Below are 13,026 nucleotides of genomic sequence, written 5' to 3'. Positions count from 1 at the left end.
AGGTTATTTGGAACGCAACGCGGGCCAGTATAGAGGCAGCGCGGGAATAAGACAAAGAGGTGGTAACAATCGTTCCACCAGCTTTTACCTATCAATCGAACCGGCATCACAGTTCTTTATTTTTCGCCTGCGCCATCATGCGCGGGTAGAACTGCCAGAAGCGCGTTTCCAGCGCGTCATAATGTTTGTCCAGGTCGTGCCAGGAGTCGCGCAGCGCGTCCAGACGCGGTCGACGGCTGGCCATGCCGTTGAGCACGTTCTGAATGAAATCCATCTCGCGGTAACGCTCCAGCCAGCGTTCAGACCACAGATAGTTATTCAGATTCACAAAGCGCGGTGGGGAGTCCGGCAAAATGATCGACACCTGCGCGTGGGCGTAGCGCACAAACTCAGGCAGCGACATATCAGGCGACAGCTGGGACCAGTGGCGCGACAGGAAATGATCCCACATGACGTCGAGCGTGATCGGCGCCACGCGTCGCGTTTCGGGGCGGAACCAGGCTTTGGCTTCCGTCACTTCCGGCAGGTTATCGGTCAGCACGTCGATGCGGCGGTGCATAAAAATCCCGTCGATAACCTCGGGGGAATAATCTTCCGCGGGGTTGCCGCGTACGAAATCGGCCAGCAAATTGCCGGAGAGGGAGCTGTCCGCGAGGTGAGCGAGATGCAGGTGAGCGAGAAAATTCATGCGTTTTATTCGTCCGGTGGCGGCTAGTTGTTGCAGCAAAAGGGTGTGAGCACTAGACTATGCCGCCTGTTTTTAAGTCACGAGTATACGTCATGCGCGTCGCCGATTTCTCCTTTGAACTACCTGAATCCCTGATTGCTCACTACCCCATGCCTGAGCGTAGCAGCTGTCGCTTGCTGTCACTGGACGGGCCAACGGGCGCGCTGACGCACGGTACTTTCACCGATCTGCTCGACAAGCTCAACCCTGGCGATCTGCTGGTCTTTAACAATACCCGCGTGATCCCAGCGCGTCTGTTTGGCCGTAAAGCCAGCGGCGGCAAGATTGAGGTGCTGGTCGAACGTATGCTCGATGATAAACGTATTCTGGCACATATTCGCGCATCCAAAGCGCCGAAGCCGGGCGCTGAACTGCTGCTGGGTGATGACGAGAGCATCAAAGCGACCATGACCGCGCGTCACGACGCGCTGTTCGAGGTGGAGTTCAACGACGAGCGCACGGTGCTTGATATCCTCAACGCCATCGGCCACATGCCGCTGCCGCCGTACATTGAACGCCCGGATGAAGAAGCCGACCGCGAGCTGTATCAGACCGTCTACAGCCAGAAGCCTGGCGCAGTGGCGGCGCCAACGGCGGGCCTGCACTTTGATGAACCGCTGCTGGAAAAGTTGCGCGCCAAGGGTATTGAGATGGCCTTCGTGACGCTGCACGTCGGCGCGGGGACGTTCCAGCCGGTGCGCGTGGACAGCATCGAAGACCACATCATGCACTCTGAGTATGCCGAAGTGCCGCAGGAGGTTGTGGATGCGGTGCTGGCGGCGAAAGCGCGCGGTAGCCGCGTCGTGGCCGTCGGTACAACGTCGGTACGTTCCCTTGAGAGCGCTGCGCAGGCCGCGAAAAAAGAGCTGATTGAGCCCTTCTTTGGCGATACGCAGATCTTTATCTACCCGGGCTATCAGTACAAAGTCATTGATGCGCTGGTAACCAACTTCCATCTGCCTGAATCGACGCTGATTATGCTGGTCTCCGCGTTTGCGGGGTATCAGCATACGATGAACGCCTACAAGTCTGCGGTAGAACAAAAATATCGCTTTTTTAGCTACGGTGACGCGATGTTTATCACGTACAATCCGCAGGCTTTGAATGAGCGTGTCGGGGAATAAGTCCGCGGCACCGTGTTACAACGTTGGACTGTTTTTCTGACGTCGGAGAAAAAATGAAATTTGAACTCGATACCACCGATGGCCGCGCGCGTCGCGGTCGCCTGGTGTTTGATCGCGGCGTGGTAGAAACCCCCGCGTTTATGCCTGTGGGCACGTACGGCACCGTAAAAGGAATGACGCCGGAAGAAGTTGAAGCCACTGGCGCACAGATTATTCTCGGCAACACCTTCCACCTGTGGCTGCGTCCAGGCCAGGAGATCATGAAGCTCCACGGCGACCTGCACGACTTCATGCAGTGGAAAGGCCCCATCCTCACCGACTCCGGCGGTTTCCAGGTCTTCAGCCTGGGCGATATCCGTAAGATCACCGAGCAGGGCGTACACTTCCGTAACCCGATCAACGGCGATCCAATCTTCCTCGATCCGGAAAAGTCTATGGAGATTCAGTACGATCTCGGCTCCGATATCGTGATGATCTTCGACGAATGTACGCCATACCCGGCGGACTGGGACTATGCCAAACGTTCCATGGAGATGTCCCTGCGTTGGGCGAAGCGTAGCCGCGACCGTTTTGACTCCCTGCAAAACAAAAATGCGCTGTTCGGCATTATCCAGGGCAGCGTTTACGAAGATTTACGCGATATCTCGGTTAAAGGTCTGGTAGAGATAGGCTTTGATGGCTACGCTGTCGGCGGTTTGGCTGTGGGTGAGCCGAAGGAAGATATGCACCGTATTCTGGAGCATGTCTGCCCGCAAATCCCGGCGGATAAACCACGATACCTGATGGGTGTGGGTAAACCAGAAGATCTGGTGGAAGGCGTACGTCGCGGCATTGATATGTTCGACTGCGTTATGCCAACCCGAAACGCACGTAACGGTCATCTGTTCGTTACCGATGGCGTGGTGAAAATCCGTAACGCGAAGCATAAGAGTGACACCAGCCCGCTCGATTCCGAGTGCGATTGCTATACCTGTCGCAATTATTCTCGCGCGTATCTGCATCATCTCGATCGTTGCAACGAGATTTTGGGGGCGCGTCTCAATACCATTCATAATCTTCGTTATTATCAGCGCTTAATGGCTGGTTTACGTAAGGCTATCGAAGAGGGTAAATTAGAGAGCTTCGTGACCGATTTCTACCAACGTCAGGGGCGGGATGTTCCACCGTTGAACGTTGATTAATTTTAATAATGAGGGAATTTGAATGAGCTTTTTTATTTCTGATGCGGTAGCAGCAACGGGTGCACCAGCGCAGGGCAGCCCGATGTCTCTGATTCTGATGCTGGTTGTGTTCGGTCTGATCTTCTACTTCATGATCCTGCGTCCACAGCAGAAGCGTACTAAAGAGCACAAAAACCTGATGAACTCCATCGCGAAGGGCGATGAAGTCCTGACCAATGGTGGCCTGGTGGGTCGCGTAACCAAAGTAGCGGAAAACGGCTACATTGCTATCGCCCTGAACGACACCACTGAAGTGGTTATCAAACGTGACTTCGTAGCTGCCGTTCTGCCGAAAGGCACCATGAAGGCGCTGTAATCCCAACTTTTCCCAAAGGGAACTGCCGTGTTAAACCGTTATCCTTTGTGGAAGTACATCATGCTGGTCGTCGTGATTATCGTCGGCCTGCTGTACGCGCTTCCCAACCTGTATGGTGAGGATCCGGCCGTTCAAATCACTGGCGCGCGCGGTGTCGCCGCCAGTGAGCAAACGCTGATCCAGGTCCAGAAAACGTTACAAGAAGAAAAAATTACCGCTAAGTCTGTGGCACTGGAAGAGGGCGCAATTCTTGCTCGCTTCGACACCACCGACACGCAGCTCCGCGCACGTGAAGCGCTGATGGGCGTGCTGGGTGATAAATATGTCGTGGCGCTTAACCTTGCTCCTGCAACCCCACGCTGGCTGGCTGCGCTGAACGCAGAGCCAATGAAACTGGGTCTTGACCTGCGTGGCGGCGTTCACTTCCTGATGGAAGTGGATATGGATACCGCGCTCGGCAAGCTACAGGAACAGAATATCGACAGCCTGCGCAGCGATCTGCGCGATAAAGGCATTCCGTACACCACCGTACGTAAAGAAGATAACTACGGCATGAGCATCACGTTCCGCGACAGCGCGGCACGCGATCAGGCTGTGACCTATCTGTCTCAGCGTCACCGCGATCTGGTGATCACTTCTCAGGGCAGCAACCAGCTGCGTGCGGTAATGACCGACGCGCGTCTGAGTGAAGCACGTGAGTACGCCGTTCAGCAGAACATTAACATTCTGCGTAACCGTGTAAACCAGCTGGGCGTGGCTGAGCCACTGGTACAGCGTCAGGGTGCTGACCGTATCGTGGTCGAACTGCCAGGTATCCAGGATACCGCCCGTGCGAAAGAGATTCTGGGCGCGACGGCGACTCTGGAGTTCCGTCTGGTTAACGCCAACGTTGACCAGGCTGCTGCGGCTTCAGGCCGTGTGCCGGGCGATTCCGAAGTGAAACAGACCCGCGAAGGCCAGCCGGTTGTGCTGTACAAACGCGTGATCCTGACCGGTGACCATATCACCGACTCCACTTCAAGCCAGGATGAGTACAACCAGCCGCAGGTTAACATCTCGCTGGATAGCGCAGGTGGCAACATCATGTCTAACTTCACCAAGGACAACATCGGCAAGCCGATGGCGACCCTGTTCGTGGAGTACAAAGACAGCGGTAAGAAAGACGCCAATGGCCGTGCCGTGCTGGTGAAAGAGGAAGAGGTGATTAACATCGCCAACATCCAGTCTCGTCTGGGTAACAGCTTCCGTATTACCGGTATCAGCAACCCGAACGAAGCGCGTCAGCTCTCTCTGCTGCTGCGTGCCGGTGCGCTGATTGCGCCAATTCAGATTGTTGAAGAGCGTACCATCGGTCCAACCCTGGGTATGCAGAACATCAAGCAGGGTCTGGAAGCGTGTCTGGCCGGTCTGGCGGTGTCCATCATCTTCATGATCTTCTTCTATAAGAAGTTCGGCCTGATTGCGACCTCCGCGCTGATTGCCAACCTGGTGCTGATCATCGGTATCATGTCCCTGCTGCCGGGGGCGACGCTAACCATGCCGGGTATCGCGGGTATCGTTCTAACCCTTGCGGTGGCGGTCGACGCCAACGTACTGATAAACGAACGTATTAAAGAAGAGCTGAGCAACGGTCGTTCTGTACAGCAGGCGATTGAAGAAGGCTACAAAGGGGCGTTCAGCTCCATCTTCGATGCGAACGTAACAACACTGATTAAGGTTCTTATCCTGTATGCAGTGGGTACTGGCGCGATCAAAGGCTTTGCGATTACTACCGGTATCGGTGTCGCAACGTCGATGTTTACCGCTATTGTCGGCACCCGTGCCATCGTGAACCTGCTGTACGGCGGCAAGCGCGTCAAAAAGCTGTCTATCTGAGGAGTGCGTTGTGGCACAGGAATATACTGTTGAACAATTGAACCACGGCCGTAAAGTCTGGGACTTTATGCGCTGGGACTACTGGGCCTTCGGCATTTCAGGTTTTCTGCTGATCTTGTCCATCGTCATTATGGGCGTGAAAGGCTTTAACTGGGGTCTGGATTTCACCGGTGGTACGGTGATCGAAATTACCCTGGAAAAACCGGTCGATATGGACCAGATGCGTGAGTCTCTGCAAAAAGCGGGCTTTGAAGAGCCGCTGCTACAGAACTTCGGCAGCAGCCGCGACATCATGGTGCGTATGCCGCCGGTACACGATGCCAACGGCAGCCAGGAGCTGGGCAGCAAGGTCGTTCAGGTTATTAACGAAACGACCAGCCAGGATGCAACGGTTAAGCGTATTGAGTTTGTCGGCCCGAGCGTTGGTGCTGACCTGGCACAGACCGGTGCGATGGCGCTGCTGGTGGCGCTGATCTCGATTCTGATTTACGTCGGTTTCCGCTTTGAGTGGCGACTGGCGGCAGGCGTGGTTATCGCTCTGGCGCACGACGTGGTGATCACCATGGGCATACTGTCTCTTTTCCACATTGAGATTGACCTGACGATTGTGGCATCCCTGATGTCCGTTATCGGTTACTCACTGAACGACAGTATCGTGGTATCTGACCGTATTCGTGAAAACTTCCGTAAGATCCGTCGCGGCACGCCGTACGAAATCTTTAACGTGTCGTTGACCCAGACGCTGCACCGTACGTTGATCACCTCCGGCACCACCCTGATGGTGATCCTGATGCTGTTCCTGTTCGGTGGCCCGGTGCTGGAAGGCTTCTCGCTGACCATGCTGATCGGTGTGTCAATCGGTACGGCCTCGTCTATCTACGTCGCGTCCGCGCTGGCGCTGAAGCTGGGCATGAAGCGCGAGCATCTGATCCAGCAGAAAGTCGAGAAAGAAGGGGCGGATCAGCCGTCCATTCTGCCGTAAGAGTCTTATGCGGTATCGAAATCCCGGCCTGCTGGCCGGGATTTTTTTTGTCTACTCCTGACAGTATGCATACCGCTGCTTCCGGCTCGACAGGTGCCTCAATATTGTGCAGACGGAGAGACGCTTTAGCGAAAGTGCGGACAGAGCTCTGGCAGATTTTTTGCGGAAGGTGAAGCAGTAAAAAGCCGGGTGGCGGCTACGCCTTACCCGGCCTACATTCGGATCGTAGGCCCGGCAAGCGCAGCGCCACCGGGCGAAGTCCGCACAGGTTAGAAGTTGTAACCCACGACCAGGTAACCACCCCAACCGGTAGAGCGAACGCTGAAGTCGCCGTTGCCGAAGTTCAGGCTGGCGTCGTCGTTCCACTGGCCACCGTTGTGCCAGTAACGCGCAACAACAGAGTAGTGCCAGTGATCGTAGTTCAGCGCCAGAATGTGGCTGGAGGCGATGGAGTTACTGGTACGAGCATGCTTCCCGTTGTTGTCATAGAAGTTATCGTCGCCCAGGTCTGAACCCCAGTCAAAGTTGGTGAAGCCGATATAGCTCAGGTTACCGCCCCACAGCTGAGTGATTGGCACAAAGTATTTCACTTTGAAACGGTAGCCATCCCACTCGTTCTCATTTGATGCGCCATAGTTCTGCCACTGGTATTTCGCATACACGTTCAGTGACAGGCTCATTGGCAGGCCGGTTTCGATGTCAGTACCCAGACCCATATACCAGGTGCTCTGTTCCTGAGAATCGTTGCGACCCATGTCATAGATGTAGTTGTTCGCGAAGTACCACTCTTTGAACGGACCAAACGCCAGGCTGGTGCCGGTCAGTTTGTCGATAGAGAAACGCGGTTCGATTTCCATGAACAGCGGGGAGCCATTGTTCCAGATACCTTTCGCATCGGAGTTACCGCCGAAGAATACCGGCAGATCGACGTAGCCGTAGAAATCAAACCAGTCTTTCTTGGCAAACGCTTCGTATTCCAGGTAGGTATCGTTGCGGATCTGCGGCCCGAAACGGGTGTGGTAGCTGCCTACCACGTTAACGCTCTGGTGCCACCAGTCGGAGAGATATTGTGGTTTGTCGTTTTCCGCTGCGTTAACAGTGAAAGAGGAGGACAGTGCCAGCACGGCGCCAGCTGCGAGTAATGTTTTTTTCATAATCATGCCACTGATTGAAATTCCCTTCCGGGAGTGAAAAATGCGCGAATTGCGTTTCTAAATATTTCGTGTTTCTGCGGAGCCTATTATAGGAATCCTTGCTCACAAAAATATGTGTTGTTTCACATATCTCTCACATACGTAATCGATTGCGTTCACGTTTGCGTACTTTAAACGGCCGGGATTGTAGCGGCAATCATTTATGTTGCCAATCCATACGAAATGTAAATGTTAGCGGAGTGACATTTCACTCCGCTAAAAGGGCGGGTTATTGCGCGGCAGGTTGAATGTCGTGAATGCGGATAAAGCCCAACTGTTCTGGCGTCAGTCCGCTCAGCTGGAGCGGGATATCAACATCGCTCGGTGCCAGCGTGCTGGCGGGGGCGGTGAAGAGCTGATTCTTCACATTCACCTCCTGATAGCTCTCCGTGGTGCCCTGAATCTGGCCCCACTCTACGGTGCCGCTGAAGGCGGGAAGCGGATCGTTGGATTCACCCTGAATGCGTAATGTTGCGCGCGTACCATCGGCATTCGCTGCAACATTCACCAGAGACATCCTTAGCGTGCCAATCTGGCTGTTCAGACGCGCGGGCGTGTTTGCGCCCGGCAATAAATAAACGCCATTGCTGGATTTGGCATTCAGCGCGTTCTGCTGGGTGATCTTCACGGTTTCTTTATTAAGTTTGTCCATCGCCACATTGAGCGTATTCACGCTTTGTTTCATCTCGCGAACTTCACTTTGCTGTGCGCAGGCGCTGAGCGTGAACAGGCTCCCAACCAGCACTATTTTCAGGTAACGTCTTGTCATTGCGTTTAATTCCTTGAAATCACACATTGCTGCAATGGTAGACAGGATAGTGGCGTCAGGCATAGATCCTTTGTCTCAAAAAGCTCTTCCTTTGTTGTCGGGCCAGTTCAGGGTAAAATAGAAATCAGTTAACCAGATAACAGGGACATCGTATGCATTGCCCATTTTGCTCCGCTGTGGATACCAAAGTCATCGACTCACGTCTTGTAGGCGAAGGGTCTTCCGTGCGTCGTCGTCGGCAGTGCCTGGTGTGCAACGAGCGTTTTACCACCTTCGAGGTGGCAGAGCTGGTAATGCCGCGCGTGGTAAAAAGTAACGATGTGCGCGAACCGTTCAATGAAGAAAAACTGCGTAGCGGGATGCTCAAGGCGCTGGAAAAACGGCCCGTCAGCTCCGATGACGTCGAAATGGCGTTAAATCATATTAAATCTTATCTGCGGGGGCTAGGTGAGCGCGAAGTGCCGAGCAAAATGATCGGTAACCTGGTGATGGAACAGCTGAAAAAGCTCGATAAAGTCGCCTATATTCGCTTCGCCTCCGTTTACCGCAGCTTCGAAGACATTAAAGAGTTTGGCGAAGAGATCGCCCGCTTACAGGATTAAGCCTATGCAGGACGAGATGTACATGGCGAGAGCCATGAAGCTGGCGCAGCGCGGTCGGTTTACCACTCACCCTAACCCTAATGTCGGGTGCGTCATTGTTAAAGATGGCGAGATCGTGGGTGAAGGTTTTCACTACCGCGCAGGCGAGCCGCACGCTGAAGTGCATGCCCTGCGCATGGCGGGGGAGAGGGCGCGTGGCGCGACGGCCTACGTGACGCTGGAGCCATGCAGTCATCACGGGCGCACGCCTCCGTGCTGCGAAGCACTGATTGCGGCGGGAGTCTCGCGCGTTGTCGCCGCCATGCAGGATCCTAACCCGCAGGTGGCGGGCCGCGGGCTGTACCGTCTGCAACAGGAAGGGATCGACGTCAGTCACGGCCTGATGATGCAGGATGCCGAAGCCATCAACAAAGGCTTCCTGAAGCGTATGCGCACCGGTTTCCCGTTTATCCAGCTTAAGCTTGGCGCGTCACTGGATGGCCGCACGGCGATGGCGAACGGCGAGAGCCAGTGGATCACCTCGCCACAGGCAAGGCGCGATGTGCAACGTCTGCGCGCACAAAGCCATGCTATTCTCACCAGCAGTGAAACGGTGCTGGCTGACGATCCGGTCCTGACCGTGCGCTGGGATGAGCTGAATGCCGATACCCAGGCACTCTATCCGCAGGAGAACCTGCGTCAGCCGCTGCGCATTATTATTGATAGCCAGAACCGCGTGACGCCGGAACACCGTATCGTGCAGCAACCGGGGGAAACCTGGATTGCCCGCACCAAAGAAGATACGCGCGAATGGCCGCAAGGCGTGCGCAGCATTATGGTGCCGGAACACAACGGGCATCTCGATCTGGTGGTGCTGATGATGCTGCTGGGTAAACAGCAGGTCAACAGCATCTGGGTCGAAGCCGGTCCGACGCTCGCCGGCGCGCTGCTCCAGGCAGGGCTGGTGGATGAGCTTCTGGTCTACGTTGCGCCTAAACTGTTAGGTAACGACGCGCGCGGCCTGTTTGTGCTGCCCGGCCTTGAAAAACTGGCCGATGCGCCGCAACTCTCATTCAGCGAGATTCGTCCGGTAGGCCCGGATGTCTGCCTCCATTTAACGACAGCGTAATTGCTCCTGAAATAGGGAAGCAGTGCGCAAAGTATTATGATAAAATCCGCCCCCCTGCGGGGCCAAATGAACCCGTAAAGGAAGAGTATGAACATTATTGAAGCTGCTGTAGCTACCCCGGACGCTCGCGTCGCCATCACCATTGCGCGTTTCAACAACTTCATCAACGACAGCCTGCTGGAAGGTGCGGTTGACGCCCTGAAACGTATCGGCCAGGTTAAAGATGACAACATTACCGTCGTTTGGGTACCAGGTGCTTACGAACTGCCACTGGCAGCGGGCGCGCTGGCGAAAACCGGTAAATACGACGCGGTGATTGCACTGGGTACTGTTATTCGTGGCGACACTGCGCACTTCGAATACGTTGCGGGCGGTGCAAGCAATGGTCTGGCGCACGTTGCACAGGATGCTGAAATTCCTGTCGCGTTCGGCGTACTGACTACCGAAAGTATTGAACAAGCCATCGAACGTGCTGGCACCAAAGCCGGTAACAAAGGTGCAGAAGCTGCACTGACCGCGCTTGAAATGATCAATGTATTGAAAGCCATCAAGGCCTGATTTTTTTGTAAGGGGAATTCCGTGAAACCTGCTGCTCGTCGCCGCGCCCGTGAATGTGCCGTCCAGGCACTTTACTCCTGGCAGTTGTCCCAGAACGACATCGCTGATGTTGAATACCAGTTCCTGTCAGAACAGGACGTGAAAGACGTTGACGTTCTGTACTTCCGTGAACTGCTGTCGGGAGTGGCGACTAATAGCGCGTATCTCGATGGTCTGATGAAGCCATACCTGTCCCGTCTGCTCGAAGAGCTGGGCCAGGTCGAAAAAGCAGTGTTGCGTATCGCGCTGTTTGAGCTGTCTAAACGTGATGATGTGCCGTACAAAGTGGCCATCAACGAAGCGATCGAACTGGCAAAAACCTTCGGCGCTGAAGACAGCCACAAGTTTGTAAACGGCGTGCTGGATAAAGCCGCACCTGCGATCCGTCCCCACAAAAAGTGATCCGCAAACCGGAGTCTTGCATTGCCTTTTTGGCAGTGCGGCTCCGGTTTTTTTCTTTTATTTGCTGAGGCATAACGTATGGCATGCGGCGAATTCTCCCTGATTGCCCGTTATTTCGACCGTGTCAGAACCTCTCGTCTTGATGTTGAAACCGGCATTGGCGATGACTGCGCACTTCTCAATATTCCCGAAAAACAGACGCTGGCAATCAGCACCGACACCTTAGTATGTGGGCGTCACTTCCTGCCCGATATCGATCCTGCCGACCTGGCGTATAAGGCGCTGGCGGTCAACGTTAGCGATTTGGCGGCAATGGGCGCCGACCCGGCCTGGCTGACGCTGGCTCTGACCCTGCCGGAGGTGGATGAAGCCTGGCTTGAAGCCTTCAGCGATGCCCTGTTTGAACAGCTGAATTATTACGATATGCAGCTGATTGGCGGTGATACCACCGCCGGGCCGCTGTCGATGACCCTGGCAATCCACGGCTATGTGCCAGCGGGGCGCGCGCTGAAGCGTTCGGGCGCAAAACCGGGCGACTGGATCTACGTGACCGGTACGCCGGGGGATAGCGCGGCCGGGCTGGCGATCCTTCAGAACCGTTTAGCAGTTGAAGATGCTGACGATGCGGCGTACCTGGTGAAGCGCCACCTGCGGCCCACGCCGCGTATTTTGCACGGTCAGGCGCTGCGCGAGCGGGCCAGTTCTGCTATCGATCTCTCTGACGGGCTGATCTCCGATCTCGGCCATATCCTGAAGGCCAGTGGCGTGGGCGCACGGATCGATCTGGATCTGTTCCCACTGTCAGAGCCGTTGCGTCGCCATGCCGATCCTGAACAGGCGCTGCGCTGGGCACTATCCGGTGGGGAAGATTATGAGCTGTGCTTTACCGTTCCCGAGCTGAATCGCGGGACGCTGGATGTGGCGTTAGCGCATCTGGGGGCGAAATTTACCTACATCGGGCAGGTGATGCCGGAAAGTGAAGGGCTGCTGTTTGTCCGCGACGGCGCCCCGGTTACGCTTGACTGGAAAGGGTACGATCACTTCGCGTAATTTTGTGCGCTCTGTATTGCCGGGTGGCGCTGCGCTTACCCGGCCTACGGATTTTGTTCCCTGAATTGTTTATTTAAACCCTACCACCGGATGTTGCTGATACGGCGTCTCCAGCTCGGCAATCTGCTCCGGCGTCAACGATAAGTCCACCGCACTCAACAACTCGTCCAGCTGTTCTTCCCGCGATGTGCCCACAATCGGCGCGGCGACACCGCGCTTGCTCAGCAGCCACGCCAGCGCTACCTGCGCGCGCGTTGCACCGATATCGTCGGCGATCCCGGCTAATCGTTCGGCAATTAACGCATCGCTGGCTTCTGTATCGTCATACAGATTTTTACCTACTTCATCCGATACCAGCCGGGCGGTAGTTTCACCCCACGGACGGGTTAACCTTCCGCGCGCCAGCGGGCTCCACGGGATCACCGCCACGCCTTCCTGGTAGCAGAGCGGCAGCATCTCGCGTTCTTCTTCCCGGTAGATCAGGTTGTAGTGATCCTGCATAGTGACAAAGCGCGCCCAGCCATGCTGCGCCTGGAGATCGAGCGCCTGAGCAAACTGTGAGGCATGCATGGACGATGCGCCGATGTAGCGCGCTTTACCGGCTTTCACGACATCGTTCAACGCTTCAAGCGTCTCTTCGATCGGCGTGTTGTAATCCCAGCGGTGAATTTGCAGCAGGTCGACGTAATCCATGTTCAGGCGTCTGAGGCTGTCATCAATGGAGCGCAGGATTTGCGTGCGAGAAAGGCCTTCCGCCAGATCGCCTGACGGGTAATACACCTTGGTGGCGACCACAATCTCATCCCGACGGGCAAAATCTCGCAGGGCGCGGCCCACAATCTCTTCGCTGCTGCCGTCGGAGTAGCTGTTGGCGGTATCGAAGAAGTTGATGCCGCCGTCAATGGCGCGCTTAATGATAGGGCGGCTGCTCTCTTCCGGCAGCGTCCAGGCGTGATTTCCCCGGTCAGGCTCGCCAAACGTCATGCAGCCCAGGCAAAGCCGGGACACCTTGAGGTCTGTTTTTCCTAATGTCGTGTATTGCATGGTTCCGCTCCTGCTGT

The 13,026-nt window shown here is 55.5% G+C and carries 14 protein-coding genes and 1 pseudogene; 11 read left to right on the top strand and 4 right to left on the bottom strand.

The window, feature by feature from the left end; all coding sequences use genetic code 11:
• Positions 1–106 precede the first annotated feature (106 nt).
• A complete protein-coding gene (gene acpH / locus SK51_RS22000) occupies positions 107–688 on the bottom strand; it encodes an ACP phosphodiesterase (protein ID WP_022647220.1) in 582 nt (193 codons plus the stop codon).
• Positions 689–780: 92 nt separating this feature from the next.
• Here acpH and queA point away from each other — a divergent pair, with 92 nt between their 5' ends.
• The 6 genes and pseudogenes from queA to SK51_RS25390 form a co-directional block, all read left to right on the top strand.
• Complete coding sequence (gene queA, locus SK51_RS21995) at positions 781–1,851, top strand: tRNA preQ1(34) S-adenosylmethionine ribosyltransferase-isomerase QueA (protein ID WP_022647221.1); 1,071 nt, start codon at positions 781–783, stop codon at positions 1,849–1,851.
• A 53-nt stretch (positions 1,852–1,904) separates the two neighbouring features.
• Positions 1,905–3,032 carry a tRNA guanosine(34) transglycosylase Tgt gene (gene tgt / locus SK51_RS21990; protein WP_003859110.1) on the top strand — a complete coding sequence of 376 codons (1,128 nt, stop codon included), beginning with the start codon at positions 1,905–1,907 and terminating at the stop codon, positions 3,030–3,032.
• Positions 3,033–3,054: 22 nt separating this feature from the next.
• Positions 3,055–3,387, top strand: coding sequence for a preprotein translocase subunit YajC (gene yajC, locus SK51_RS21985; RefSeq protein WP_003859109.1), 333 nt, complete (start codon positions 3,055–3,057; stop codon positions 3,385–3,387).
• A 27-nt stretch (positions 3,388–3,414) separates the two neighbouring features.
• Positions 3,415–5,262: a protein translocase subunit SecD gene (gene secD, locus SK51_RS21980; RefSeq protein WP_032621613.1), complete on the top strand. Its 1,848-nt coding sequence runs from the start codon at positions 3,415–3,417 to the stop codon at positions 5,260–5,262.
• A 10-nt stretch (positions 5,263–5,272) separates the two neighbouring features.
• Entirely contained in the window at positions 5,273–6,244 is a 972-nt protein-coding gene (gene secF, locus SK51_RS21975; RefSeq protein WP_003859105.1) for a protein translocase subunit SecF, read from the top strand.
• 70 nt (positions 6,245–6,314) lie between these two features.
• Positions 6,315–6,425 (top strand): annotated as a pseudogene (locus SK51_RS25390) (DNA-binding transcriptional regulator); the annotation flags it as partial.
• Positions 6,426–6,513: 88 nt separating this feature from the next.
• On the opposite strand, the gene SK51_RS21970 reads toward SK51_RS25390, so the two are convergent.
• A complete protein-coding gene (locus SK51_RS21970; protein ID WP_032621817.1) occupies positions 6,514–7,398 on the bottom strand; it encodes a nucleoside-specific channel-forming protein Tsx in 885 nt (294 codons plus the stop codon).
• Positions 7,399–7,666: 268 nt separating this feature from the next.
• Positions 7,667–8,206, bottom strand: coding sequence for a SadB/YajI family lipoprotein (locus tag SK51_RS21965; RefSeq protein WP_022647224.1), 540 nt, complete (start codon positions 8,204–8,206; stop codon positions 7,667–7,669).
• Between the two features lie 152 nt (positions 8,207–8,358).
• Here SK51_RS21965 and nrdR point away from each other — a divergent pair, with 152 nt between their 5' ends.
• The 5 genes from nrdR (at position 8,359) to thiL (ending at position 11,965) form a co-directional block, all read left to right on the top strand.
• Positions 8,359–8,808 carry a transcriptional regulator NrdR gene (gene nrdR / locus SK51_RS21960; RefSeq protein ID WP_003859099.1) on the top strand — a complete coding sequence of 150 codons (450 nt, stop codon included), beginning with the start codon at positions 8,359–8,361 and terminating at the stop codon, positions 8,806–8,808.
• Positions 8,809–8,812: 4 nt separating this feature from the next.
• Positions 8,813–9,916, top strand: a complete 1,104-nt coding sequence (ribD, locus tag SK51_RS21955; RefSeq protein ID WP_022647225.1) for a bifunctional diaminohydroxyphosphoribosylaminopyrimidine deaminase/5-amino-6-(5-phosphoribosylamino)uracil reductase RibD — start codon at positions 8,813–8,815, stop codon at positions 9,914–9,916.
• Between the two features lie 87 nt (positions 9,917–10,003).
• Positions 10,004–10,474 (top strand): 6,7-dimethyl-8-ribityllumazine synthase, encoded by a 471-nt coding sequence (gene ribH, locus SK51_RS21950; protein WP_048207130.1) that lies wholly within the window; start codon positions 10,004–10,006, stop codon positions 10,472–10,474.
• Between the two features lie 21 nt (positions 10,475–10,495).
• The gene (nusB, locus tag SK51_RS21945; RefSeq protein WP_006809908.1) at positions 10,496–10,915 is read left to right on the top strand and encodes a transcription antitermination factor NusB; all 420 of its coding nucleotides are present in this window, start codon (positions 10,496–10,498) and stop codon (positions 10,913–10,915) included.
• A gap of 78 nt (positions 10,916–10,993) precedes the next feature.
• Entirely contained in the window at positions 10,994–11,965 is a 972-nt protein-coding gene (gene thiL, locus SK51_RS21940; RefSeq protein ID WP_032676388.1) for a thiamine-phosphate kinase, read from the top strand.
• A gap of 69 nt (positions 11,966–12,034) precedes the next feature.
• Here the strand turns inward: thiL and SK51_RS21935 are convergent, their stop codons facing one another.
• Complete coding sequence (locus tag SK51_RS21935; RefSeq protein ID WP_023305572.1) at positions 12,035–13,009, bottom strand: aldo/keto reductase; 975 nt, start codon at positions 13,007–13,009, stop codon at positions 12,035–12,037.
• Between the last annotated feature and the right edge of the window lie 17 nt (positions 13,010–13,026).

The organism is Enterobacter sp. MGH85 (assembly GCF_001037655.1).
GTDB lineage: Bacteria > Pseudomonadota > Gammaproteobacteria > Enterobacterales > Enterobacteriaceae > Enterobacter > Enterobacter intestinihominis.
Note: the sequence above shows the minus strand (reverse complement) of the source record. Positions and strands in the feature narration are given on the sequence as shown.

Excerpts from the sequence above, each read along its gene's own strand:
- acpH (WP_022647220.1), bottom strand. The coding sequence starts at position 688 with ATGAATTTTCTCGCTCACCTGCATCTCGCTCACCTCGCGGACAGCTCC.
- queA (WP_022647221.1), top strand. The coding sequence starts at position 781 with ATGCGCGTCGCCGATTTCTCCTTTGAACTACCTGAATCCCTGATTGCT.
- tgt (WP_003859110.1), top strand. The coding sequence starts at position 1,905 with ATGAAATTTGAACTCGATACCACCGATGGCCGCGCGCGTCGCGGTCGC.
- yajC (WP_003859109.1), top strand. The coding sequence starts at position 3,055 with ATGAGCTTTTTTATTTCTGATGCGGTAGCAGCAACGGGTGCACCAGCG.
- SK51_RS21970 (WP_032621817.1), bottom strand. The coding sequence starts at position 7,398 with ATGAAAAAAACATTACTCGCAGCTGGCGCCGTGCTGGCACTGTCCTCC.
- SK51_RS21965 (WP_022647224.1), bottom strand. The coding sequence starts at position 8,206 with ATGACAAGACGTTACCTGAAAATAGTGCTGGTTGGGAGCCTGTTCACG.
- nrdR (WP_003859099.1), top strand. The coding sequence starts at position 8,359 with ATGCATTGCCCATTTTGCTCCGCTGTGGATACCAAAGTCATCGACTCA.
- ribD (WP_022647225.1), top strand. The coding sequence starts at position 8,813 with ATGCAGGACGAGATGTACATGGCGAGAGCCATGAAGCTGGCGCAGCGC.
- ribH (WP_048207130.1), top strand. The coding sequence starts at position 10,004 with ATGAACATTATTGAAGCTGCTGTAGCTACCCCGGACGCTCGCGTCGCC.
- thiL (WP_032676388.1), top strand. The coding sequence starts at position 10,994 with ATGGCATGCGGCGAATTCTCCCTGATTGCCCGTTATTTCGACCGTGTC.
- SK51_RS21935 (WP_023305572.1), bottom strand. The coding sequence starts at position 13,009 with ATGCAATACACGACATTAGGAAAAACAGACCTCAAGGTGTCCCGGCTT.